This is a genomic window from Pseudomonas sp. IC_126, from assembly GCF_004331835.1.
In the GTDB taxonomy this organism is placed as follows: domain Bacteria; phylum Pseudomonadota; class Gammaproteobacteria; order Pseudomonadales; family Pseudomonadaceae; genus Stutzerimonas.
The window spans coordinates 231,228-256,232 of the sequence record NZ_SJSS01000002.1 but is presented as its reverse complement, the minus strand read 5'-3'; the positions used below and the strand labels follow the sequence as shown (position 1 = coordinate 256,232).

The following is a 25,005-nucleotide window of genomic DNA, read 5'->3' as shown; positions in this document are numbered from 1 at the left end:
CGTAGTTCGGGCCGGGCATAACGTTGCGCTTGAGCCTGTTGCCTGGTTTCAGCAGCGCTTGGTGCGCGGAGCGCACCCTACCGGACCGGCGCTCAGAAGAACCTGGGCAATCTTCCGGGGCGGCATCATTCGTAGGGTGCGTTCCACGCACCAACCGGCGTTCGGGCCGGGCACGACGTTGCGCCTGAGCACACTTCCTGGGTTCAGCCGTTCTTGGTGCGCGGAGCGCACTCCACGGGTCGCGGCGCCTTGTTCATCCGCGCTCATTTCAGCCGCGCGTTATCCGACAAAGCGGTCGGTCATCGGCTGGCGGTCGTCTCGTTGGAACTTGACCGCAACTCTCCCGTCCTTATCACAGGACGCATGATTTACCCCGGCACCGGCGCAGCGTGCTTTCGCAGTAGCACCACCCGGTTCGCCGAACCCAACCCTGGAGATCCATGCAGCGACCGCGCTCATACGGCCAGCCGCAGTCTCCGTGCGCGTCGAAAGAATTCTCACGCGAGGTGGAAACATGATTCTGGTAACGGGAGGAGCTGGCTACATCGGGTCCCATGCAGTGCTGGAGCTGCTCCTGGCGGGCCATGAGGTTCTAGTGCTGGACAATCTGTGCAACAGCTCCAAGGTGGCGCTGGACCGAGTCGAGGCGTTGTCCGGCCGCAAGGTGCAATTCGTCAAAGGCGACGTGCGCAACCGGTCGCTGCTCAATGCGCTGTTCGCCTCCTATCCGGTGACCGCCGTGCTGCATTTCGCCGGGCTCAAGGCGGTGGGGGAAAGCGTGCGCGAACCCCTGCGCTACTACGAGACCAACGTCAGCGGCAGCATCGCGTTGTGCCAGGCGATGGCCGAAGCCGGCATTTTCAGGCTGGTATTCAGCTCGTCGGCGACCGTCTACGGAGACTCGCCGCGGATGCCGATCACCGAGAAGTGCCCGACCGGCGTTCCGACCAACCCCTATGGCCAGTCCAAGCTGATGGCCGAAAACGTGCTCAAGGGGCTGGCCGAATCCGACCCGCGCTGGTCGATCGCCTTGCTGCGCTACTTCAACCCCATCGGCGCGCACGAGTCCGGGCTGATCGGCGAAGACCCCAACGGCATCCCCAACAATCTGCTGCCCTACATGCTTCAGGTGGCGGTCGGTCGGCGCAAGCAACTGAGTATCTATGGCGCCGACTACCCAACCCCGGACGGCACCGGCGTGCGCGACTACATCCACGTCGTCGACCTGGCCAAGGGGCATCTCCAGGCACTGGAGCGGCTGGATCTGGTTCGCGGCGTATCGGTCTGGAATCTCGGTACCGGCCGTGGCTATTCGGTGCGCCAGATGGTCACCGCATTCGAGGAAGTCATTGGTCGCCCATTGCCCCACGTCTTCAAGGCACGCCGTCCTGGCGACATCGCCCAATGCTGGTCCGACCCGACCAAAGCCCGCGAAGAACTTGGCTGGCAGGCGGATAAGGATTTGCTGACGATGCTCACCGACGCCTGGCGCTGGCAAAGCCGTAATCCGCAGGGTTATGCGACGGAAGTCCCAGCCGAGAAGGTCGCAGCGACCGCCGAAACCGCATTGGCGAGTTAGACCCGTAGGGTGGGCTTTAGCCCACCAGTACACGACGACCCTACGACGGTGGGCCAAAGCCCACCCTACCTGCTACCCCGGCCAGCGGGTTCGACCAAATTTCGCTGGGCTGAAGCGGAACGCCGCCCAGCCACCCGACGGCATTACAGTGCGTATTCAGCTTTGTAGGGAGGGCTTCAGCCCACCGCAGCCTGCTACCTAGTCCTGCCAAGGCTACTTTCCACTGATTCGGTGCCGGCCTGCTCGTTGCGCAGCCATTCGGCCAACCGCTCCGCCCGCCGATTCACCCGCCGCGCCGGCACCCACAGCGCCAGCTTGGCGCGGGTCTCCACGAACCCCCAAGGCGCCAGCAAGCGCCCCTGGCGTATGTCGTCGGCAACCAATTGTTGCGGCGCGATAGCCACACCCAATCCAGCCAGCGCCGCTTCCAATAGAAAGTAGAGGTGTTCGAAGCCTTGCCCCATCTTCAGACGGGCCGGGTCGATACCATTGCCTTGCGCCCAGGCCGGCCACGCCTGCGGCCGGGATGTGGGGTATAGCACCGCTTCGTCGAGTAGCACCGAGACCGGCGCCTGACGCAGCTTGGCGCAATTCGGATGATGCGGACTGAGCACCGGGCCGATGCATTCGGCAGCCAGCTCGAACACCTGCATGTCCGCCGGCCACGGCGGCTCGGCGTACCACAGAGTGGCATCCAGACCAGGCTTGCGCGGGTCCAGCTCACCTTCACTGGCGGATAACTGCAGATGCAGATCCGGCAGCTCACGGTTAAGCCGATCGAGTCGGGGAATGAACCAGCGCGCCAGCAGGCTGCCGGGACAGCCGAGCACGAAAGGTGCATCGACGGTCTGTTGCCGCAGCTCGGCGCAAGTGCTGCGCAGCCGCTCGAACGCCTCGCCCGCCGAATCGCGCAGCCGCAGCCCCGCATCGGTGAGTTTTACGCCGCGCCCCTCCTTGCTAAACAACGCGACGCCCAGGTCATCTTCGAGCAAGCGAATCTGCCGGCTGACGGCACCGTGGGTCACACTGAGCTCCGCTGCCGCTTGGCTTACGCTCTGCAGGCGAGCAGCAGCTTCGAAGGCACGCAGCGCGTTAAGAGGAGGAAGATCTTGGCTCATCGGTGAGATTTCCTGACAGGTTGCGGCGATCTTATCGCTTTTTATCCGCGTCAGACTCGGTTAATTTCCAGCCCATCGCGCAATTGCTGGAATCGATTGCCGCCACCCATTCCCGCAGGAGATGACCATGACCTCATTCCGCAGCGGCCCTGATGCCAAGGGCCTGTTTGGCCACTTCGGCGGTCAGTACGTCGCCGAAACCCTGATGCCGCTGATCCACGAGCTGGCCGCTGAATACGAAAAGGCCAAGCAGGACCCAGAGTTCGCCAAAGAGCTGGCCTATTTCCAGCGCGACTACGTCGGCCGCCCTTCCCCCCTCTACTTTGCCGAGCGCCTGACCGAGGCCTGTGGCGGCGCGAAGATCTACCTCAAGCGTGAGGAGCTCAATCACACCGGCGCGCACAAGATCAACAACTGCATCGGCCAGATCCTGCTGGCCCGGCGCATGGGCAAGCAGCGCATCATTGCCGAGACCGGCGCCGGCATGCACGGCGTGGCCACCGCCACCGTGGCCGCGCGCTTCGGCATGCAGTGCGTGATCTACATGGGCACCACCGACATCGAGCGCCAGCAGGCCAACGTCTTCCGCATGAAGCTGCTCGGCGCCGAAGTGATCCCGGTCACCGCCGGCACCGGCACCTTAAAAGACGCGATGAACGAAGCCCTGCGCGACTGGGTAACCAACGTCCACAACACCTTCTACCTGATCGGCACCGTCGCCGGCCCGCACCCCTACCCGGCCATGGTTCGCGACTTCCAGGCCGTGATCGGTAAGGAAACCCGTGATCAGTTGCAAGCCCAGGAAGGTCGCCTGCCCGACTCGCTGGTCGCCTGCATCGGCGGCGGCTCCAACGCCATGGGCCTGTTCCACCCCTTCCTCGATGACCAGAGCGTGAAAATCATCGGCGTCGAAGCGGCCGGTCACGGCATCGAATCCGGCAAGCATGCCGCCAGCCTCAACGGCGGCGTACCGGGCGTGCTGCACGGCAACCGCACCTTCCTGCTGCAGGACGACGACGGTCAGATCATCGATGCCCACTCGATTTCCGCCGGCCTGGATTACCCCGGTATCGGCCCGGAACACGCCTGGCTGCACGACATCGGCCGCGTCGAGTACACCTCGATCACCGACCAGGAAGCGCTGGACGCCTTCCACAAGTGCTGCCGCCTGGAAGGCATCATCCCGGCGCTGGAGTCTTCCCACGCGCTGGCCGAAGTCTTCAAACGCGCACCCACGCTGCCCAAGGATCATCTGATGGTGGTCAACCTGTCCGGTCGCGGCGACAAGGACATGCAGACCGTCATGCACCACTTTGCCGAACAGGAAGAACGTATATGAGTCGCTTGCAGTCGCGCTTCGCCCAGCTGCAACAGGAAAACCGCGCCGCGCTGGTGACCTTCATCACCGCCGGCGACCCGGACTACGCCACCTCGCTGGCCATCCTCAAGGGCCTGCCGGAGGCCGGCGCCGATGTGATCGAGCTGGGCATGCCCTTCACCGACCCCATGGCCGACGGCCCGGCGATCCAGCTGGCCAATATTCGCGCCCTGGAAAACGGCCAGAATCTGGCGAAAACCCTGCAGATGGTCCGCGAGTTCCGCCAGGGCAACCAAGACACCCCGCTGGTGCTGATGGGTTACTTCAACCCGATCCACAAGATGGGCGTCGAACGCTTCATCACCGAGGCCGTGGAAGCCGGCGTCGACGGTCTGATCGTCGTCGACCTGCCGCCGGAACATAACGAAGACCTCTGCGACCCGGCCCAGGCCGCGGGTATCGACTTCATCCGCCTGACCACCCCGACCACCGACGACAAGCGCCTGCCCACCGTGCTCAACGGCAGCTCGGGCTTCGTCTACTACGTCTCGGTGGCCGGTGTGACCGGTGCCGGCTCCGCGACGCTGGAACACGTCGAGGAAGCCGTTGCGCGACTCAAGCGCCACACCGATCTGCCCGTCGCCATCGGCTTCGGTATTCGCACGCCGGAACAGGCCGCAGCGATTGCTCGCCTGGCTGATGGCGTAGTCGTCGGCTCGGCGCTGATCGACCAGATCGCCAATGCCGAAAGCGGCCAGCAAGCGGTCGAGGGTGTGTTGGGATTGTGTCGAGAGCTGAGTGAAGGCGTTCGAAAAGCACGGAGTTGATGGCCATGGTGGGCTAAAGCCCACCCTACATCAGCGCTTCGGTCAAAACCCGTTGCCCCGGTAACCCGGGCGGACCGTAGGGTGGGCTTCAGCCCACCTTTTCCCGTACACGCCATCCGTATCACCCATGCAGGCAAGGAGGCCTCCGTGTCCAATTACCGCCGAAGCCGGGTGCCTGGCGGCACCTGGTTTTTCACACTAACTCTGGCCGACCGACAATCTCGATTATTAATCGACGAGATCGCATTGCTTCGCCATGCGTATGGCCAGACCCAACGCTCCCGTCCTTTTCGCACAATCGCCATCTGCATCCTGCCCGACCACTTCCATGCCATCTGGTCGCTCCCGGACGGCGATGCCGACTTCGCCGGTCGCTGGAGCCTGCTCAAAAGCACTTTTTCCCGCCAGTTCCCTGCGGCCACCGCAAGCCCCAGCAAAACGCGCAGGCGGGAAAAAGGCATCTGGCAACGCCGCTTCTGGGAACACCAGATACGGGACGCATCGGACCTGCAACGCCACGTTGAATACATCCACTACAACCCGGTCAAGCACGGGCTGGTAGAGCGCGTCGCCGACTGGCCCTATTCAAGCTTCAATCGGTACGTGGGGAAAGGGCTATTACCAAGCGATTGGGCAGGCAGCGCCGGGGCGGACGGCCTATTCGGTGAATAGGCCGGCAAGGAACCTGGTGGGCTGAAGCCCACCCTACACATGGCATGGCACTACTCCCACGTAGGGTGGGCTTTAGCCCACCGTGAACGTCGCGGAGCTATGAATAACGCCAACCACCCACCGTCGATGACCAATATCGACCAGCTCGATTTCGACCACGCTGGCTGAACGCGTAGGATGCTACGCACATCCCCGGTCAAACCCCTTCGAGGAGATCGCCATGCCTGATACCACCTACGTACCGCCAAAAGTCTGGACGCACGACGCACCCTCGGGCGGCACCTTCGCCAGTATCAATGCGCCGACCGCCGGCGCGCGGGAGGAGCGGGCGCTGCCGGTCGGCAAGCATCCGCTGCAGCTCTACTCGCTGGCCACGCCCAACGGCGTGAAGGTCACCATCATGCTCGAAGAGCTGCTCGCCCTCGGCCACGCCGGTGCGGAGTACGACGCCTGGCTGATCAAGATCGGTGACGGCGATCAGTTCGGCAGCGGCTTCGTCGAGATCAACCCGAACTCCAAGATTCCGGCACTGGCCGATCACAGCGTCGGGGGCGAACCGCTGCGTGTGTTCGAGTCCGGTTCGATCCTCGTCTATCTCGCGGAAAAATTCGGCGCCTTCCTGCCGACCGAACCGCTGGCCCGTACCGAAACCCTCAATTGGCTGTTCTGGCAGATGGGCTCGGCGCCCTTCCTCGGTGGCGGTTTCGGGCATTTCTATGCCTACGCACCGGAAAAGTACGAATACCCGATCAACCGCTACGCGATGGAGGTCAAGCGCCAACTCGACGTGCTGGATCGCCAACTGGCCGAAAACCGCTACATCGCGGGCGACGAATACACCATCGCCGACATGGCCATCTGGCCTTGGTACGGCGTACTGGTGCGCGGCGAGCTGTATAACGCGGCCGAATTCCTCTCGGTGCAGGATTACAAGCATGTGCAGCGCTGGGCCGCCGAAGTGGCCGAACGCCCTGCCGTAATCCGCGGCCGCAAGGTCAATCGCACCTGGGGCGAAGAGTCGGAACAGGCGCCCGAACGGCACAGCGCGTCAGATCTGGACTGAGCCCGTCGGAGAACTCGGATCCCACATCCTAGGGGTGGAAAACGGCGAAGCCTTTTCCACCCTCTCCCACGCAACGTCGTAGCATCGGCCGATGCGACACCCAACCCACAATACCGCCGCTACCCGTTTAACCCCGGCGTCGCCGAAAGCCAGCGCTTAGAACAACCCTCGCAGACCCGGCCCGCACTAACCAACCACCCGAAACCTCCGCGGCGCTTGTGCGATTCCGGCCAGCCTCCCAACGGCCGATGCTTCATTTCTGAACTATGGCCCTGCAGCCAGACCCAATGTTCACGGGCGTTGCTCTTGATAGCTGCCGAAGCGGCCAACGTTCATGGCTGCTCGCGCCTGAGCCTGTCGTCAGGCCCTTATAAGCGCAGCGCTCCGCATACCCAGTTGTTCAACACAACGCGAGGTGAATCATGAAACACACATTGGTAGCAGCGTTCGCAACGCCAACCGACGCCAGCCGCACCTATGGCGACCTGATGTCGAGGGGCATTGCTCGGGAGCAGATCCATACCGTAGGCGCCGAGAGCGCGGAAATCCATGGCTACGACACGCCCTATTCCACTGCAGGCAGCACCGTGGACCGCACGCATCACGAATCCAAGGTCGCGCATTTCTTCAAGTCGCTGTTCGGCCATGAGCCGCATGAAGACCATCGCCGCCACGCCACGGCGTATCCGGAGGCGGTGCGCCGAGGCGCCACGGTGCTCGCCGTAGATATATACGACGATGATCAACTCGTCAGGGCGCGTGATGCGCTGGAGTACAACGGCGCCATTAGCATTGATGACAACGGTACCGGCTCCGGCTCAACGCCGGGCTATGCCGGGCCGACCAGCCCCTACGCCGGCGCGACGGGCGGCGACAGCCATCTCGACAAGCATTTCGTTGGGACCGCCCATACCACCGGCGATGCGGGTCGTTCAGGAAGCACGCATCTCGATGCAGGCGCCCTGGGCGGCAGCGCAGCAGGCACAGGCCACACTGTCGATGCTCACACAGGCTCCGGCGATACTGGCCGCTACGATGTAGGCACCGCCGCCAAACGCGCCGGGACAGGCTATCCGGAAACCACCGCCACCTCCTCCCCGACCGGTGGCGGCCTGGCCGGTGACAGTGTTGCCGCCCGCGACGCGACGCAGGGCATGGATCCCACCCAGGCGGGAACATGCAGCGACCGGATATGCGTGATCAAGCGGCAAAGCTGAGTGCTGGCTTTTGATTAACCAAGGGCCGCGCGATGCGGTCCTTTTTTGTCGATTTAGGGCTGTAGCCGCTCGAAACGTAGTGTGGCTGTCTCACATCATCGTCAAAACGAGAGCAGCCGAAGTTTTCAATGGGCACAGCTCACCGGTCCAGGCTCGGAATAGGTTGAGCCTGATACACCGCTCAGCTGGCAAACCAACCCGTAGGAGCACAACGGCAAGCCTTCAGCCCTGGCCCGAAAGTCACCGCTCGCCCAATGCCCGCTGTAACCCAGCGCTCCCGATCGACAACGCCACACAATCTTCAGCCAGCCCCAGCGCGGCATTCATCAGCGAATGGCTCTGGTAAGGCTTGCGCAGGTTGAGCCCGACCTCTGACGCGACCAGCGCTGCCGTCGCGCCGATCAGCGCCGGTAGCCAAATCGGCTCCAGCCGAGCGCCGGCCAACGCCGCCGCGGTCACGCCGCCCGATAACGCACGAAACATCATCGAAGGCAGAATCGTCCGATCCGGCGCGAAAGGCATCTTGTCGCCGAGCAATTCGGCAGCGGCCATGGGCATCAGAAATTGTTGGGCGCGATGCGAAGCCAGCGTTCGCGCCGGCTCGTCTGCTTCATCGATGTCGTCATGAGCTGCCAGCGCTCGGCTGGCCATCGTCGGCGCCAGTGTGCTGCGCATGCCTGTCACCAAGCCGAGTGCCAAAGCGCCCCAAAACAGATTGCTGGATATCGTCATCGTCAAATCTCCCATGGTTGCTAATACCGACCGGACGCCCGCTGTGAGCGTTCGGCGCCAGGCACGGCCAGCGACGGATGACATGCCCCGCTATGACAAAGGCCAGCCCTCTCCTTCGCAAGGCCATGGCCTCACGCAACCGACTGCCGCTCCCGGTTACCGATAAGCCGCACGTCGCCTCTCGCGAAAACGCCAACAAGCAGTCATCAACCTGCCACCTGCGCTTCCTAATTTCGGTCGCACCCCACCGCACCGAGGAACTCGCAATGCGTACGCGCATACTGGATTGGCTGTTCGCGGCAAGCCTGGTCGGCCTCGCCGGCCCGACTCTGGCTCAAACTCAAATACAGCCCGAGCACGGTTCCATCGAGCAGGATTACCGTGAAGATCGCCTGGAAGGCCTCAAGGCCCGGCAGCAGGCCAGCGAGCGACGCAGCTGGCGCGCACCGGACTGGCGGGTCGAGCCGGTGGTGTCCATCAACCTGCTCAGCATCAACGACTTCCACGGCCAGCTGTCGCCGCGCAGCGTGGCCGGGCGGCCGGCAGGCGGTGCAGCTGTCCTGGCCGCCTACCTCAAGGCGGCCAGCAACGAGAACACCCTAATCGTGCACGACGGCGATCAGGTCGGTGCTTCCCCGCCCAACTCCGCCTTGCTGCGTGATGAGCCGTCGATCAGCTTCTTCAACCTGCTGGCCAACCCTCATTGCCGCCCATTCAGCCGCCAGATGAACATGCCGCGCAGCGTGCAGCCCTTCGCTCAGCAGCGCTGCAATCTGCTCGGTACCCTCGGTAATCACGAATTCGATAATGGAAAAGCAGAACTGTTGCGCCAGCTCACCGGCGGCAACCATCGCAACGGGCCGTTCCTTGAAGCCTCTTGGGAAGGCGCGCGCTTTCCCATGGTGTCGAGCAACGTGATCGATGTAAGCGCCGGCGCATCCCTGCTGCCGCCCTACTCCGTCTACTTCAGCGATGGCGTGCGCATCGGCGTGATTGGCGCCGTGTTGAAGGAAACCCCGTCGATCGTCTCGCCGAGCGGCGTGGCCGGCCTGCGCTTCATCGACGAGGCGGATGCCATCAACCAGTCCGTTGCCGAGCTGCGCCGACATGGCGTGCGCGCCATCGTCGTCGCGCTGCACCAGGGCGGCCAACAGACCAGCTACGACGGCCCGACCAACCCCGAGGCAGACACGGTCACCGGCCCGGTGGTCGACATCATCGAGCGCCTGGATGACGAAGTAGACGTGGTCATCTCTGGGCATTCCCACGGCTTCACCAACGCCCTGGTGCCCAACGCCAGCGGCAAACCGATCCTCGTGACCCAGGCGTTCTCGGCCGGCACCGCCTACGCCGATATCGAACTGGTGGTCAGCCGCCGCAGCCGCGACATCGTCGAGAAGTCCGCCGCTGTAATCACCACCTGGGCCGACCAAGGCGCCGGCCTGTCGCCGGACCCCGAAGTCGCCGCGCTGGTGGCAGAGGCCGATGCCCGCGTCGAACCGCTGGTGGCGCGCCTGGTAGGCGTGGCTCAAGGCGACATCACCCGCACCGAAACGCCCGCGGGCGAATCGGCGCTGGGCAACCTGATCGCCGATGCCCAGCGCGTCGCCACCGATGCCCAGATCAGCTTCATGAACCCGGGCGGCATCCGCGCGGACCTGGCGGGAGGTGAAGTCTCCTGGGGCGAGCTGTTCGCCATCCAGCCCTTTGCCAACGATCTGGTCTCCATGGACCTGACCGGCGCGCAGATCAAGACGCTGCTGGAACAGCAATGGATCGGCCAGAGCTACGCGCGCATCCTCAAACCATCCGGCATCCAGTACAGCTGGGCCGCCAGCCGCCCCGAAGGCAGCCGCGTGATCGAAATGCGCGACGCTACCGGCACGCCCATCAACCCCGCCGCGACCTACCGCGTCACGGTCAACTCCTTCCTCGCCGGCGGCGGCGACAACTTCACCGTGCTCACCGAAGGCACCAACCGCGTCTTCGGCCCGGTGGATCTGGATGCGCTGGTGGATTACATCGAAGGATTGCCGCAGCCGTTTGGTGGGAGTGTTGCGGGGAGGATTGAGCGAGTGGATTGATGGCGAAGAAGTAAGGGAGTGGATGGGACGAGGCCATCCTTCTCCATGCATCAGGCACGCCGCGCAAGGGTGGGCTTCAGCCACCGCCTACCAAAGGAGCCAGACCGGCAGGTCAAGGTCACATCGAACGGCGACCTTCATCTAGCAAACCGGGGCGCTTCTTTGGTGGGCTGAAGCCCACCCTACGGGCGTTCCGACGCGGGGTTAGCGGTTGCCGAGCAGACCGGAACCCTGTACCGAACCGAAAGCAAAACTCATGAACTCCTGGACGCTCATTTCGCGCCCATTGAAGGTCACCTGGTCGTCGGCGTAGTGCAGGGAGCTGACCAGACGGTCGCCTTCCAGGCGGGACCAGCCCGCGTTGAGCGCCATGCCGCTGAACAGATCAGTAGTGGCGTCGGTTTCCTGCTTCAGCGCAACAGGGTCGACCTGACCACCCTGCTGCTGGCGCTGCGCGATCAGGCTGACCACATCGCGCACCAGACCCTTGTCGATGCCGGCCTCAGCTTTGAGCGAGGCGAGCATGCTGGTGATCATCGCGTCGGGCGTGAAAGCGTCTTCGCTTGGGCCGCGCAGGTCGAGCACGACGGACAGGCGGGCGGTGCCATGAGCGGTCTCGAAGCCGAATTCATCAAGCGCCAACGTGGGCTTGTGCTGGAGCAGCTGCACGGCCTGAGCCTGCAATTTCTGCTGCTGGGCATCGGTCATATTGGCGATCGCGTCCTGCTGGTCGGAGCCGCTTTCTAACAGTTCCTTGTAGCTGTCGAGCAGGGCTTTGAGGCTGCCTTCATCGAGATTGCGCAGGCTGAAGGCAAGCGCGAGGTTGCTGAAGGTCTGACCTTGCGCTTCCACCTGGCCGACGCGGTAGGCGAGCGTCTGGTCGAGGCCACCGCTACCCTGGCTCAGCGCTTCCTCGACGGACGCGTTCTGAATAACAACGGCGGGTTCGTCGCCAGTCTGGATTTCCATACGCTTGAGGGTGACGGCGGACGGACCCAGGGCCAAACCATTGGTGTCCTCCAGCTTGTCGGCGCTCAGGCTGAAGCCGCGCAGGCTCATGCGCACCGGCTTGCCGGTGACGCTGTGTTGCAGGTTGATGTCGACTTCTGGCAGTTCGCCGTCCATACGCACGGCGGTGGCATCCTTCGCCGCTTCGAAATTGATCGTGCCGGACGAGACGCGAACCGTGCCCTCTTCATCTTGAACGTTGAATGCGGCCGAGCGCAGATCGCCGTATTGGCGGCCGTCATAGCCAATGGTGACATCGCCCACCAGCGGGATTTCACCCGAAGCGGCATCGAACAGCTTCTCGGTCAGAGGCGTCCGCTCGAGCTCGAAGTGACTCTGGGCGGCGACCGGTATCAACTGGCCGCGGGCCAGGCGGGAGACGGGAAATGGGCCGTGCTCGAGGCGGTCCTGCAGCAACACCGAGTACTGCCGGGTGCCGCCTTCGTCATCAGGGATCTCGATGTCGATCTGGTAGCGGGCGGCGCTGGACAGCAGGCCGCGGTCGAAGTTGAGCAGCTTCAGGCTGACGTCGGCTCCGCCGCCGGCCCTCATCTCGTGCAGCTTGACGTTGGCCTGGTCGACGGCATCGCGGGCGGTCGATTCGACCTGCGTGCTGGTATAGAAGGTGGCAGCCCCGAAGAGGGCCAGGGGTACGGCAACGGCGAGCGCGAGCTTTTTCATGGAAGCATCCTGTGCGGCGGCTGGGCAGACGTCCTGTCAGCCGATGGTTGATGAGCGGCGGCACTCTATCAGCGAGCCTGCGCCTGCTCCAGCGCGCCATGCAGCGGGATGGGAAGGAGTGAGAACGTGACGACAAATCATGGCGCCTTCACCACTGATAAAGCCCATAGGCGAGCACACCAAGACCGAACCCCATTTGCGCCAGCAACAGCGCCCGGATGGCGAAGGTGTAGCTGATGATCCAGCTTTGCCCCAGCGCATCGTGGGCAAATAGCCGGTGGCTTGCGGGAAACTCGGTCTCCATCTCTTTGAGCGCCGTGATGGTCAGTTGCAACAGTTGGCGGCTCCGCGCATCGACCAGCCAGAACACCATCGCCAGCAGGACGGTGAAGGCGCCCAACAACACCAGCAGCCCTGGCGAGAAGCCCCGCTCCAACGCGGCCAACACCCCGCCATCGGCAAAGATCGCCAGCACCACGAAGAAGTTGAACCCGCGCAGGCGCTGCTCGGCATTGAGCTTGAAATGCGCCCAAACAAACTCTCGACTATCCACGCGCTTCACCTTCATCGAGATTAGCCGTCATCGATCATTCATATAGAGCCTCGCTGGTGACGATAAATCCCATCGACGGCGGTTTGATAGCGCAGCAAGGGCCGCCGGCAGCCGGACGAAATCAAGCGCTCACCAATACCGTGATATGCCCGGCCCACCCTACGTGCTGGAAAAGCCTTAACGCCACTCACACGAGAACGTGATCGGTGTGATAAATCCCATCGGAAGCCATTCAGATAGCGGAGCGAAGCCAGCCGCTTGTCCATGGAATAGGTGAGTGTCAAAAGCCCGCCCGAGCATCTGGCGCTTGCAGCTGCGGCGCCGAGTCATACGGCTCGTAGGGTGGGCTTCAGCCCACCGTGACAGGGTGACTTCTATCGGTGGGCTAGCCCAGCCAACCTACAATCGTCAGTTCATCGCCCCAGCAGAACGCGAAGATGGGCAACGGCCTGCTGCGCGGCTGGTCCAATCCCCAACTATCCAATCAATCCACACCAACAAACCCACCCGTCTGGTGCTGCCACAGGCGCGCATAAAGGCCACCGCGCTCGATCAGTTCGGCGTGGGTGCCGGTCTCGATCACCTGGCCGTTGTCGATCACCACCAGACGATCCATACGGGCGATGGTAGACAGTCGGTGAGCGATGGCGATAACCGTCTTGCCATCCATGAGGGTATCCAGGCTCTCCTGAATCGCAGACTCGACTTCCGAATCCAGCGCGGAGGTGGCTTCGTCAAGCACCAGAATTGGCGCGTCCTTGAGCAACACCCGAGCGATGGCGATGCGCTGTCGCTGACCACCGGACAGCTTCACGCCCCGCTCCCCAACCATGGCCTCGAAGCCAAGGCCGCCCTGGCCGTCGTCCAGCGCGGCGATGAACTCGTCCGCGCGGGCTTTTCGCGCCGCCGCCCAGAGCTGTTCGTCGCTGGCGTCGGGCTTGCCGTAGCGCAGGTTGTCGCGAATGGAACGGTGCAGCAGCGAGGTGTCCTGCGTGACCATGCCAATGTTGGCGCGCAGGCTTTCCTGATTAATGTCGGCGATGTCCTGGCTGTCGATCAGGATGCGACCGCTTTCCAGGTCGTAAAGGCGCAGCAGCAGATTGACCAGGGTCGACTTGCCGGCGCCTGACGGCCCGACCAGGCCGATCTTCTCGCCGGGGCGGATATCGATGCTAAGGCCGCTGATCACGCCGCCCTTCTTGCCGTAATGAAAATGCACATCGTCGAAGCGCACGCCGCCCTGCTCTACCTGCAGCGGCTTGGCGTCTTCGCGATCGAGCACCTGGCGCGGCTGGACAATGGTCCGCATGCCGTCCTGCACAGTGCCGACGTTTTCGAAGATGCCGTTGACCACCCACATGATCCATTCGGCCATGTTGTTGATGCGGATCACCAGGCCCAGCGCCAGCGCGATGGCGCCGGTGCTGATCAGCGCCTCGCTCCACAGCCACAGCGCCAGCGCGCCGGTGCCAACGATCAGCAGGCCGTTGAGGCAGGTGATCAGGAAGTCCAGGCTGGTGATGGTGCGTGACTGCAGGCGGAATTTATCGAGCAGCTCCTGCATGGCCTCACGGGCATAGCTTTCTTCTTCACGCGAGTGAGCGAACAGCTTGAGCGTGGCGACGTTGCTGTAGCCGTCGACCACCCGGCCCATGACCTTCGAGCGCGCGGCCGAAGCGGCTGCCGAGCGCGCCTTGATACGCGGCACGAAATACCAGAGCGCCGCGCTGTAACCGATGATCCACAGCGACAACGGCACGATCAGGCGCAAGTCGGCGGCCGCAAACAGATAAAGCGCGCTGCCGGCGTACACCACCACATGCCACAGCGCGTCGATCACCTGCATCGCCGAATCGCGCAGCGACGGGCCGGTCTGCATCACGCGCTGGGCGATGCGCCCGGCGAAATCGTTCTGGAAGAAATTCAGGCTCTGCTTGAGCACATAACGGTGATTCTGCCAGCGGACCAGATTGGTCAGACCCGGATTGATCGCCTGGTGGGTGAGCAGGTTGTGCAGGCCGAACACGACGGGCCGGATGATCAGCGCCACCAGCGCCATCCACAGCAACTCGTTGCGGTGCTCGGCGAAGAAGGTCCGCGCGTCGCTGGTCGCCTGCGCCATGTCGATCAGCTGGCCGAGAAAGCTGAACAGCGCCACCTCGATCAACGCCGCGAAAAAGCCGATCACCAGCACAGCGGTCATCAACGGCCAGACCTGCTTCAGGTAGTGCCCGTAGAAGCGCAGCATGCCGGCGGGCGGCGCGACATCCGGGCTGGGCTTGAAGACGTCGATGAGGTTTTCGAAACGGTGGAACAACATGGGGTGAGGTCTGCTCTGGCGAGTGGGAGCTTGGACTTGTTGGACGCCACCAGCCCAGCGGCGTTTCCACATCACACGCTGAGTCTGCTCCCGCCTGTCGATTCGGCTGCGCCGGGCGCCGCGTCTTTATTAAATGTCCGCCCTCGCCTGTCGTCATTCACATTGAACGCCAAGTTAGGTCGCAATGGGGCAATGTCGCCAGAAGTCATTAGATGTGTGGATTTCGAAGAAGGTCTTCGGCCGACTGCTTCGAACCAATGTAGCGGTCCGTGAGCGCGTGAATGGTATCCAGTCGATGTCTTGGATTGACTACCTCAAAAACAATAGAAGTGAAGCGCCTTTGAACTTGATCCAACAAGGGTTCGATGTTTGATTTCTCATCGCCTGTCATTACGCCGTACGCGATGATCAGATATTCCAAAGCAAGGTTTCTATACCCTTGGCAATCGGCTTGTCTTCTCCAAAGCCATCACCTTTGTCAATGTTTGGGAAAAGAAAGCGACCTTGCTCAATCAGCGCGGAGAGGCTTGATAAAGCCACGGTGCGTTCTTCTTTATCTTGGCTTTGATGAAAGTGCTTAGACTTAATCAAAAGAACGATAACTTGGTCGTGCCAAGCTGTTAGGTTATTTATGTAGTCCTTCTCTATTGCAAAGCGCGACTGCCTTCGATCACGATAGTAAAAAACAGCAAGTCCTAATGAAAGGGTAAGAGAAAGAGCTGCAATAATCGTATCCCACATGGCGTGTTCCTTTGAGGCCTAACGTTTGGATAAGGGGCGGGCTTCATCCCGTCCCAGTGAGCGCAGCGAACGGTTTGAACCACTGGTTAGGCATGCGGACTACCCGTTCTCTCGTAGTTTTGAATGTATTTTTCGATGCTCATAGCTGTACCAGTTGGTATGAGCTTCCCTGTTTCTCGCTCCACGATGATTGGTGCATTCCCTGCTATTGCGTACCTAATATCGTTGGTTTCTAGCCACAGCTTCGATGTGTGGAAGATGACCCAGCCCCATGGCTTCTCGATAGTATTTTCTTCGGCAATGATTATTTCGTCGCCTTCGGGCAGCCAATCGCATTCGCCGCAGACTGCTTCTAGAACGAGTTTGTGAGCGACTTCTTTCGTAACCATGGGGCCGCCTAACGTTTGAACTCAGCGGCCCGCTTTAGCGGGTCCGCTGCAGTGAGTAGTTAGGTGGTACGCATCACTTTCGTTAGGAAACAACGGCTCATACGTAACCCCCGCCTTATGTAGCGCAGCCATTGATCTAAAAGCGATATCGCTCCAGCAGTCTTTTACCTCCAGCGGCGCATCGTTGGGGATTTTTCGCCATTCATTAGCGATAAATGCGATTTGCTCTGGGGTAAGCCAAAGAGCAATTCTGCCTTTTGCTATTTCGTAATCGGGATCTGTCGGGTCCATGCCTGCACCTAACGATTAAGCTAAGGGGCCGGCTTTGGCCGGTCCCAGTGAGCGAAGCGAACGATTTGAGCGCATTGTTATAAGATCAAAAATGGAGAAGCTCTGATTCTAGAGCGGCCAAATTGAAAACTCTGACTTCACAATTGAAGTTAACGGATTGCTTGCTGGCATTTATTTCTCGCTCAAGAAGCTCCATTTCTTCGCCTTCTAGGTCTGTTGCAATGGCCAGAACTATTGTCATTGGTTCTGCTTCGCTTGGCAGGTTGGACAAGGTTTTTGAGATCTTAACCAAGGAGCTGCGTATATTTTTCAAGCTTGAGCGGTCTTTTAAGTATTTGACTTCGATTGCAAATACTTTTTTGCCTTTTTTAGCTACACCATCAAATAGAAATTGAGAGCTTCCAGCGCGTAACATTATTTCCTTTTCTACTTCATCAAACTCTTGGGCTAGCTTTGTCATAACTAATTCCTCCGCAAAATAATGCGTGGAGGCTGAATTTCTTCGAATTACTTCGCGATAATTTAGTTCGACTTTTGCATCTTTAAGGGTTGTTCCAGATTGACTTTGCGATGATTGCTCGTCTGCTTGCTCTATTTCAGAGTTCAATTTGCTAATTAGCTCTTCTGCCGTGGGCTTTCCGAAAAGCTTCAAGAAGTTATCTTCGTCTTTAAAGTCGGACGGCGCGTACAAAACTTTATAGTTGAAATTTAATGTGGCGAAAAATAATAGGATGAGTAGTAGAGGGAAGCCCATTAGAAACCACAGGTATGTTTCTTGACTGCTGCTTTCTAGAAATGGCAGAACTATGGTGCCGCTGATTTCAGCAAGACCAGCAAAAATGGCAATAATTGTTAGGGGGTTGCTGATCTTTCTTATGTTTTCAATCATGGCAAGGCACAATTCCTGCTTTTGTCTTATAACGATTAAGCTAACGGGCGGCCAAAAGCGCAGCTTTTGGACGTCCAGCGAACGGAGTGAGCGACAGTTGAGCGCATTGTTAGGCCGGCGGATGCAATATTTTAGTTTGCCGTTGCCCCGTTGCGTGATCTGTGGCTCTATGCTTGGCAGTCATTTATTGTTGTTTTTTATCAAATTTGTACAGGTTTTTACGAATTGGATGCCAAGCTCTGTTGCGTGATAAGAATGAATGACAAATAGGTATTCACCAAACCAGAACTCTGCCGATGTATAGCTTTCGATAATTCCAAGGCTTTTCAGGATTGAGATTGACGTGCGTTCAAAATCATCATCTATAGGGCCTCGGTCGCTGGTGTAAATGCTTTCCATTGGATAGACATTTTTTTCACCCTTTGAAATTTCTAAATAATGGACAATTGATCCGGGCTGCTCTGTGGCCTCATGGATTAGAGATTGTAATTCCTCAAAGTCGGTATCATCGCTTAATGGCTCTGGTAAGGATGCTATGCAATCTCGCACCCTTATATAAATATAAGGGTCGTACCAGAAATGTACTGCGTCCTCTATGTGCCAAGAGTCTTTATGATTTTTATGCGTATTCTCAGAAACTATGTATTCTAGTAATTTGGCTTCTGAGGTCGTCATTTCGCGAAGAATACGAATAAAAAGATTGTGCTCTGATTTAAAGTCACTTGCGGAGGAGGCTAGCAGTCGACTCCACATTTCGATCATTACGTTATCTTCAGGTGACTCTAAAGAGCACTCTTCCATGTATGGAATAAGGAATTTTAAAGGAGGTTCTTCAAGGATTAGGCCTTCTTCCGATGCTATCTCTTGCGCTCTCTTCAGTGAGCGTAGTAGAGACAACTCTCGATAAATTCGTACTCGATCGCCCAGCGTGCCTAGAATGTTTGTAATAGGGGAGAAAATCTCAACAAGTGCGTTAGATATTTCCTTTGTCCCTTCGACTTTAAATTCTATAGGCATAATTTCTGATGAGATCCTTTCTAGGCCTAACTATAATTAGAAACCAGTTGGTGTATAAGTCACCAGACGGGCGTGGTGTATAATATTCTCTCTATCACTGTGCTTACGGCTCTATTGCGAGAGATGCGGAGGCATCGGCGACCGCCAGGAATTTTATACGCCATGTAGTACGTCTGTTTGAGTCCAGCAGTTTTTGCGGTTAATCGGGTCGCGATAAGACGGAACATTGCTCCAGCAACGGTAATTGTCCGCCAGCAGCTTTTCCAGCAGCTCGGCGAAGCGACGTTCGCAGACGTATCGAACTGGCACTGCGGCCGAACGAGGGAAAAGCGGACCATCTGTACCTGTCCTTGGTGTGGGCGTGGCGCCCGTTGTGCTGGCCGTTGGGCTTAAGCCGAGGCGGGAGTGTGATTGGGCGCGCAATCCTCATGCGTTCGGCCACGTTACCGGCGGCGTGAAACTCGGTAAAGCGTCCGATAGGCTTAATCACCAATTTTATGGGGCTACCGAATCACGGCTTCGCTTAGCGAATGGCGAGGGCGGGGAGCGCTGGGAGGCGGGGCGCAAACCTTAACCTGCCTGAACCCCCAACATTTCCCGTACCTTGGCGGCGAGGGCGTCGATGGCGAAGGGCTTGGTGATCACAGCCATGTCTTGGCCGAGAAAGTCGCTGGCGGTGGCGCTTTCGGCGTAGCCGGTGGCGAACAGCACTTTCAGACCGGGGCGGTGTTGGCGGGCGATTTCTGCGAGTTGGCGGCCGTTCATGCCGGGCAGGCCGACATCGCTTACCAGCAGGTCAATGCGCTGGGCGCTTTCGATGATGGGCAGGGCTTCTGAGGCGTCGCCGGCTTCGAGGGTTTGGTAGCCCAGGTCGTCGAGCACTTCGATCACGAGGGAGCGGACCACGGGTTCGTCCTCGACGACCAGAATGGTTTCGCCCATGCCCTGGATCGCCAACTCCGGCTCCGCCGCCACGAATGCTGTCTCGCCCTTGTAGACGGGAAGGTACAGGTAGACGCTCGTACCGCTGCCGGGCTTGGATTCGATGTGAACATAGCCTTTGGCTTGCTTGATGTAGCCGTACACCATGGACAGCCCGAGCCCGGTGCCCTGACCGATGGGTTTGGTGGTGTAGAAGGGCTCGAATGCCCGGTCTTTGACTTCCGGTGTCATGCCCGTACCGGTGTCGGTTACGGTCAGAAGGACGTAATCACCCTCGCCCAAAACTCGCTTTTGCGGATGAGGCTTTTTACCCATGTGAAAGCTGCTTGTCGTGAGGGTGATCTTGCCCCCGTGGGGCATGGCGTCCCGCGCGTTGATGACCAGGTTGAGCAGGGCGCTTTCAAGCTGATTGCTATCCATGCAGGCGGGCCGCAAATCGGGGGCCAGCGCCGCGACGATGGTGATGTTTTCGCCCGTGGTGCGGTGCAGCAGGTCTTCTAGCGAGGCCACCATCTGGTTTACGTCAATCGGCTTGAGATCCAGTGCCTGCCGACGGGAAAAGGCCAGCAGCCGTTGCGTCAAAGCCGCAGCACGCTGGGCGGAGCTGGCCGCTGCGTTGATGTAGCGGTCGAGATCCAGCGGCTCGCCGCGGCGGTGGCGCCGCTGCATGAGGTCAAGGCTGCCGACGATGCCGGTGAGCAGGTTGTTGAAGTCATGGGCGATGCCGCCGGTGAGCTGACCGACGGCCTCCATCTTCTGCGCCTGATGTAGCGCTTCTTCGGTTCTGCCGCGCTCGGCCACTTCGGCGACTACTCGCGCTTCCAGGTTCTCGTTGAGCCGCCGCAAACGGTGCTCGCTGATGCGCAGGGCCTGTTCGGCATGCCAGCGTGCACTGATGTCAGTACAGGCCCCGGCCACGTGGGTGGGATCGCCCAGCGCATTGCGAAACACCTTGGCCTTGCACGCCAGCCATTGCTCGGGGCCTGAGCGCGCCAAACGATACTCCACCGAGAAGTCCTGACGGTCGGCGTAATGCTCCATTGCCTGGCATATCCGCTGTCGATCGTCAGGGTGAACGTGCTGTAGAAAGGCCTCGACGGTATCGAGCTTCTCGCTCAGCGGAAGATTGAAAATCCGCTCCATCGCGCTATCGAAGTGAAGGATGCCGTCGGGCAGATACCAATTGAAGGTGCCGGTCCCAGAGGCCAGCAGCGCGGCGCGAAAGCGCTCGTCGAGATAGTCCATCCGCTGCCTTGACTCTTCTCGGCTGAGGAGCCGTTCAGTCACGTCCTCGGTCTTGTGGACGATGCAGTACATTTTTCCCTTTTTGTCGAAGACCGGAAGGTTGATCGGGCTCCAGTAACGCACCTCGTAGCCTTGGCCTTCGGACGCGGGGCTGGGAATGTCGTATTTGATGATCGCCATGCGGTCGGGCATCCCGGTTTCCAGGACGCGATCCAGCGAGGCGCGTAATGCACAGCTGCCGAACTCATCCGCCTCATCCGGATTCTTGCCGAACACGTCGAATATCGAACGGCCGACGCAATCTTCGCGGCGCTTGTTGATGGTACGCAGATGAGCGTCGCTGACAGCCAAGATGGTGAATTCCGGGTTGGCGGACAGGACCAGATGAAGCACGGGCAGGGCTTCGAATATCGCCTTGAAATCCAGTTCTTGCTTCATCAGCTTCAGCATCGACCCCGCTGAGGGCACCCTCTACTGAGACAGATGCTGTATTCGGAGGTGCGGTGCGATAAGCCGCACCTCCGCGTGAAACGACCCGGTTTACGGGCCGAAGCGGGCTGGAAGCGGCTGATTGAAGCGGCCGTGCCGACTGTCGGCTCAGGCGAAGCTTACGGACGGACCGTCACGACCCGGACGCAGAAGTTATGGCTCGACCTTCAGCATGATCTTGCCGATGTGCTTGCTACTTTCCATCAGCCGATGCGCTTCGGCGGCTTCGTCGAGGGGGAAGGTGGCGTGGATGACGGGGTGGCACAGGCCTTGATCCAGCAGCGGCCAGACCTTCTCGTGCAAAGCCGTGGCGATGGCCGCCTTTTCCTCGCGGCTGCGTGGGCGCAGGGTCGAGCCGGTGAAGGTCAGGCGCTTACGCATGATCGCTGAGGTGTCCAGCTCCATACGGCTACCCTTGAGAAAAGCGATCTGCACCAACCGGCCTTCCACAGCGAGCGATTTCAGGTTACGCGGTGTGTAGTCGCCGCCCACCATGTCGAGAATCACGTCGACACCCTTGCCATCGGTGGCTTGCGCCACGGCTTCGACGAAATCCTCCTCGTGGTAATTGATGACCCGATCCGCGCCGGCGCGCTGGCAAGCCTCGGCTTTTTCGCTGTTGCCGACGGTGGTGAATACGGTGGCACCGAATTGCTTGGCCAGCTGGATCGCAGTCAGGCCGATGCCGCTGGAGCCGCCATGTACCAGAAAGGTTTCGCCGGGCTGCAGACGGCCACGCTCGAACACATTGCTCCACACGGTGAAGTAGGTTTCGGGCAGCGCCGCCGCCTCAATCAGGGAAAGCCCGTCGGGCACGGGCAGGCAGTGTTCGGCCGGCGCTACGCAATATTCGGCGTAGCCACCGCCCGGCGTCAGCGCGCAGACTTTATCGCCCAGTTTCCAGCCGCTCACCTCGGCGCCGAGGGAGACTATTTCACCGGAGATTTCCAGACCGAGCAGGGGCGAGGCGTCCGGCGGAGGCGGGTAGCTGCCGGAGCGCTGAAATACGTCCGGTCGATTGATGCCGGCGTAGGCCACCTGAATCAGCACATCGTGCGGACCCGGCTCGGGGATCGTTCCTTCGACCAACCGAAGGCAATCCGCATCGCCGCCCGGACGATGATCTACATGACGCATGGTTTGCACAGACATCAGTTCGTGTTCCTCCAAAACCAAGACAGCCGCGCTGTACGGGCGGCTCGTCGTAACACGGTAGTGCGCGCCGACCGCAGCGCCAACCCCTCGCGAGGCGAGGTATGGGGTTTGTGTTCGCTGAGGCAGCCATCGGCCCGAGCGGGTCGACGGCTGCTTTTACCGGCCGATGCTGGCGTTCGGCGGCGGAAACCTCACTCCTTCGAGGGTTTCGGCATCGGAATCGCAACGCTGCTTTCTACGCTGCCAGCCGTGGCATCACCTTCTTTGTAAAAGGGCTCCATCTCATCGCGCGCCTGCTTCCAGTGCTCGCCTTCCTGGCCTTCAGGTCGGCCTTTGGCTTCCCAGATTTCGTATGCCCTGTCACGAATACGTTGTTCGTCGTCGTTCATGTTGGTCACCTCTTTTTATACGGATTAAGCCGGAACGTCGTTCGCTAGCAGCGCTTGGCTGCGTAGGACGTGACCCAGCTTTTCAGCAGAGGCAGGTAGAGTGGGGATGGTTCCGGTATTCCTTTCGCAGCCGACGAATCGACTGTTCGGTTTCGGGCTATTCGGCTTAGCGCGGTTGCGGTTGGCGAAAGCAAAGGGTGCGAGACCTTCTTCCGCCTCGATGGGTATATTCCACCCTCGGCACTCGGGTGGCCTCACCGATGAACAGAATCAGCACTGACCGCGACTGGCTTGCGCGAGCGACCCCGTCGACGAAGATGGAGCGCATCGAAGCCTACTTTCGTGGGCACGGCTATACGCCCCATCGGCACGATACCTACGCCATCGGACGTACGCTTTCGGGTGTACAAAGCTTCCATTATCGGCAATCGAAACGGCATAGCCTGCCGGGCGGCACGATAGTGCTGCACCCAGACGAGATCCATGATGGCGAGGCGGGCACTCAGGCCGGCTTCCATTACCGAATGCTCTACATCGAACCGTCCTTGATTCAAGAAGTGCTGGGCGGCGAGCCGTTGCCTTTCATACCAGACGGGCTGTCGCAGGATGCTCGGCTGTTTTCGGCAACCAGTCGTTTGCTGTACAGCATGGAAAGCGCACTCGATCCGCTGGAGGAAGATGATGCGATTTACGATCTGGCGCAGGCGCTGAGGTTCGCCGCTGGCAAGCGTTGTGGCCGTAAGGCGGTCGATTACGCAGCGGCGGAACGGGCACGCACGTTCATTCATGACACCCTTGGCCAGGCCATCACGCTGGATGATCTGATACAGGCGAGCGGTCGCGACCGCTGGAGCCTGTCGCGAGATTTCCGTGCGCTGTACGGCACCAGCCCCTATCGCTACATCACCCAGCGGCGCCTGGCGCAGGTGCGCAACCTACTGGTGGCGGGTCAATCGCTGACCGATGCGGCGTTGGAGAGCGGTTTTTTCGATCAAAGCCACATGACCCGCCTCTACACACAAACCTACGGCATATCGCCTGCACGCTGGCTGAAAATGCTCGGGAGCCGGTAGCCGTTACAGGCGGACCTTGCACGATCATGCAAGACGGACGTCGGGCGCGACGCTAGCGTGGTGGTCATTCACCGCAACCGAGAGCGAGCCACGCCATGGATTCCCAAGAGACGCGCACTAGCTATACCGCCATCAACTTCGCCCAGAAATACACACTGTTCCATGAGCAGTGGGCACCGAAGGTCGTGGCCGAGATGAACGACTACCAGTTCAAGATCGTCCGGCTCGAGGGCGAGTTCGTCTGGCACACCCATGCCGATACCGATGAAACCTTCATCGTGCTGGAGGGCGAATTGGTCATTCATTTTCGTGACGGCGAGGTGACCGTGGGTGCCGGCGAGATGTATGTGGTGAAGAAGGGGATAGAGCACAAACCCAGCGCGGCGCGGGAGACGAAGCTACTGCTGATTGAGCCCAGGGGCGTTTTGAATACCGGCGATGAAACCAACGAGCGGACCGCTGTGAATGATGTTTGGATTTGATTGAAGCGACCAGCAAAGCGAAGAGAACGGATAGATAAATCCGTCCCCTTTCCCGTTGGTTCTCGGTAGAGACGCAACGCGTCCTCGGCGGCGCCATTAGCTGGCGAAAACGTTAACAAGTCGGTTTCCTTGAGATGGCGGGGTCGATGAACTCCGCCAGGCTTGTTAGGGTCTTGACCCGCCACCCGCAGATTACGAAGGGAACTCGTATGGCCAAACCCGCTGCTCGCTTATCTGACACCCACTCCTGCCCAATCCCCGGCCACGGTTCCAACCCGATAGCCGTTGGTTCGCCGGACGTCTTTTTCAACAACCTACCTGCTGCCCGAGTCGGTGACGCCAGTAGCTGTGGCGGCGCGATATCAGCAGGCGAAGCCACGATTTTGGTCAACGGCAAACCGGTTGCATTCCTCGGCAGCCCCACCACGCACGGAGGCAGTATCGTGACGGGCTCCGGCAACATTCTGGTCGGCTCGTCAGTGAGCCCGGCGCCCTTCACCGCGCCAGCGCCGATGCCTAACCAGTTGGACGAGCATTTCGTGCTCAGCGATAGCGATACCGGCCTGCCTTTGGCCAACCGCCCTTACAAGCTGAAAGCGGCCTCCGGCAAAGTCATCGAAGGGGTCACTGATGAGCACGGCAAGACCAAACGTGCCGCGGCCTATACGGCCGAGACCGTGTCCGTCGAGTTCGCGCCACAAACCGAAATCTACATTGGCTGAGGGCGCAGC

Annotated in this window: 23 protein-coding genes; 10 read left to right on the top strand and 13 right to left on the bottom strand. The window is 60.2% G+C overall.

The genetic code is table 11. The features are described from left to right. Positions 1-514 precede the first annotated feature (514 nt). The gene (galE, locus tag E0D86_RS06635; protein ID WP_131649209.1) at positions 515-1,579 is read left to right on the top strand and encodes a UDP-glucose 4-epimerase GalE; all 1,065 of its coding nucleotides are present in this window, start codon (positions 515-517) and stop codon (positions 1,577-1,579) included. Between the two features lie 194 nt (positions 1,580-1,773). On the opposite strand, the gene E0D86_RS06630 is transcribed toward galE, so the two are convergent. After that, the gene (locus E0D86_RS06630; protein WP_131649208.1) at positions 1,774-2,697 is read right to left on the bottom strand and encodes a LysR family transcriptional regulator; all 924 of its coding nucleotides are present in this window, start codon (positions 2,695-2,697) and stop codon (positions 1,774-1,776) included. Between the two features lie 127 nt (positions 2,698-2,824). Here E0D86_RS06630 and trpB point away from each other — a divergent pair, with 127 nt between their 5' ends. From trpB to E0D86_RS06605, 5 genes are all read left to right on the top strand, one after another. Beyond that, on the top strand, positions 2,825-4,036 hold the full coding sequence (gene trpB / locus E0D86_RS06625; protein WP_165914210.1) for a tryptophan synthase subunit beta: 1,212 nt from the start codon (positions 2,825-2,827) through the stop codon (positions 4,034-4,036). Next, positions 4,033-4,842, top strand: a complete 810-nt coding sequence (gene trpA, locus E0D86_RS06620) for a tryptophan synthase subunit alpha (RefSeq protein ID WP_131649206.1) — start codon at positions 4,033-4,035, stop codon at positions 4,840-4,842. Before trpB ends, trpA begins: the two co-directional genes overlap by 4 nt. A 147-nt stretch (positions 4,843-4,989) precedes the next feature. After that, positions 4,990-5,514 (top strand): transposase, encoded by a 525-nt coding sequence (locus E0D86_RS06615; protein ID WP_131649205.1) that lies wholly within the window; start codon positions 4,990-4,992, stop codon positions 5,512-5,514. Between the two features lie 220 nt (positions 5,515-5,734). Further along, positions 5,735-6,577: a glutathione-dependent disulfide-bond oxidoreductase gene (gene yghU, locus E0D86_RS06610; RefSeq protein WP_131649204.1), complete on the top strand. Its 843-nt coding sequence runs from the start codon at positions 5,735-5,737 to the stop codon at positions 6,575-6,577. Positions 6,578-6,999: 422 nt separating this feature from the next. Next, positions 7,000-7,794: a hypothetical protein gene (locus tag E0D86_RS06605; RefSeq protein WP_131649203.1), complete on the top strand. Its 795-nt coding sequence runs from the start codon at positions 7,000-7,002 to the stop codon at positions 7,792-7,794. 240 nt (positions 7,795-8,034) lie between these two features. Here the strand turns inward: E0D86_RS06605 and E0D86_RS06600 are convergent, their stop codons facing one another. After that, positions 8,035-8,526 carry a DUF4126 family protein gene (locus tag E0D86_RS06600; protein WP_131649202.1) on the bottom strand — a complete coding sequence of 164 codons (492 nt, stop codon included), beginning with the start codon at positions 8,524-8,526 and terminating at the stop codon, positions 8,035-8,037. A gap of 266 nt (positions 8,527-8,792) precedes the next feature. On the opposite strand from E0D86_RS06600, the gene E0D86_RS06595 reads away from it, so the two are divergent. Beyond that, positions 8,793-10,610 carry a bifunctional UDP-sugar hydrolase/5'-nucleotidase gene (locus E0D86_RS06595; RefSeq protein WP_131649201.1) on the top strand — a complete coding sequence of 606 codons (1,818 nt, stop codon included), beginning with the start codon at positions 8,793-8,795 and terminating at the stop codon, positions 10,608-10,610. A 204-nt stretch (positions 10,611-10,814) separates the two neighbouring features. Here the strand turns inward: E0D86_RS06595 and E0D86_RS06590 are convergent, their stop codons facing one another. The 11 genes from E0D86_RS06590 to E0D86_RS06540 form a co-directional block, all read right to left on the bottom strand. Continuing rightward, positions 10,815-12,299 carry a YdgA family protein gene (locus E0D86_RS06590; protein WP_131649200.1) on the bottom strand — a complete coding sequence of 495 codons (1,485 nt, stop codon included), beginning with the start codon at positions 12,297-12,299 and terminating at the stop codon, positions 10,815-10,817. 148 nt (positions 12,300-12,447) lie between these two features. Continuing rightward, positions 12,448-12,852 (bottom strand): hypothetical protein, encoded by a 405-nt coding sequence (locus E0D86_RS06585; protein WP_131649199.1) that lies wholly within the window; start codon positions 12,850-12,852, stop codon positions 12,448-12,450. A 484-nt stretch (positions 12,853-13,336) separates the two neighbouring features. Beyond that, positions 13,337-15,172, bottom strand: a complete 1,836-nt coding sequence (locus tag E0D86_RS06580; RefSeq protein ID WP_131649198.1) for an ABC transporter ATP-binding protein — start codon at positions 15,170-15,172, stop codon at positions 13,337-13,339. A 408-nt stretch (positions 15,173-15,580) separates the two neighbouring features. After that, complete coding sequence (locus E0D86_RS06575; protein ID WP_131649197.1) at positions 15,581-15,913, bottom strand: hypothetical protein; 333 nt, start codon at positions 15,911-15,913, stop codon at positions 15,581-15,583. Between the two features lie 86 nt (positions 15,914-15,999). Then, complete coding sequence (locus E0D86_RS06570; RefSeq protein WP_131649196.1) at positions 16,000-16,302, bottom strand: YrhB domain-containing protein; 303 nt, start codon at positions 16,300-16,302, stop codon at positions 16,000-16,002. Between the two features lie 21 nt (positions 16,303-16,323). Beyond that, positions 16,324-16,593, bottom strand: a complete 270-nt coding sequence (locus E0D86_RS06565; RefSeq protein WP_131649195.1) for a hypothetical protein — start codon at positions 16,591-16,593, stop codon at positions 16,324-16,326. An 85-nt stretch (positions 16,594-16,678) separates the two neighbouring features. Next, positions 16,679-17,482 (bottom strand): hypothetical protein, encoded by an 804-nt coding sequence (locus E0D86_RS21455; protein WP_177493029.1) that lies wholly within the window; start codon positions 17,480-17,482, stop codon positions 16,679-16,681. 180 nt (positions 17,483-17,662) lie between these two features. Continuing rightward, positions 17,663-18,499: an Abi-alpha family protein gene (locus E0D86_RS06555; protein ID WP_131649194.1), complete on the bottom strand. Its 837-nt coding sequence runs from the start codon at positions 18,497-18,499 to the stop codon at positions 17,663-17,665. Positions 18,500-19,069: 570 nt separating this feature from the next. Continuing rightward, positions 19,070-21,124, bottom strand: coding sequence for a PAS domain-containing sensor histidine kinase (locus E0D86_RS06550; protein WP_131649193.1), 2,055 nt, complete (start codon positions 21,122-21,124; stop codon positions 19,070-19,072). Positions 21,125-21,328: 204 nt separating this feature from the next. Further along, the gene (locus tag E0D86_RS06545; RefSeq protein ID WP_131649192.1) at positions 21,329-22,327 is read right to left on the bottom strand and encodes an NAD(P)H-quinone oxidoreductase; all 999 of its coding nucleotides are present in this window, start codon (positions 22,325-22,327) and stop codon (positions 21,329-21,331) included. Positions 22,328-22,521: 194 nt separating this feature from the next. Then, the gene (locus E0D86_RS06540; protein WP_131649191.1) at positions 22,522-22,719 is read right to left on the bottom strand and encodes a DUF2934 domain-containing protein; all 198 of its coding nucleotides are present in this window, start codon (positions 22,717-22,719) and stop codon (positions 22,522-22,524) included. Positions 22,720-22,979: 260 nt separating this feature from the next. Here E0D86_RS06540 and E0D86_RS06535 point away from each other — a divergent pair, with 260 nt between their 5' ends. From E0D86_RS06535 to E0D86_RS06525, 3 genes are all read left to right on the top strand, one after another. Beyond that, the gene (locus E0D86_RS06535) at positions 22,980-23,792 is read left to right on the top strand and encodes an AraC family transcriptional regulator (protein ID WP_131649190.1); all 813 of its coding nucleotides are present in this window, start codon (positions 22,980-22,982) and stop codon (positions 23,790-23,792) included. Between the two features lie 95 nt (positions 23,793-23,887). Then, entirely contained in the window at positions 23,888-24,274 is a 387-nt protein-coding gene (locus tag E0D86_RS06530) for a cupin domain-containing protein (RefSeq protein WP_131649189.1), read from the top strand. A gap of 209 nt (positions 24,275-24,483) precedes the next feature. Continuing rightward, positions 24,484-24,996, top strand: coding sequence for a PAAR domain-containing protein (locus tag E0D86_RS06525; protein ID WP_131649188.1), 513 nt, complete (start codon positions 24,484-24,486; stop codon positions 24,994-24,996). Positions 24,997-25,005 lie beyond the last annotated feature (9 nt).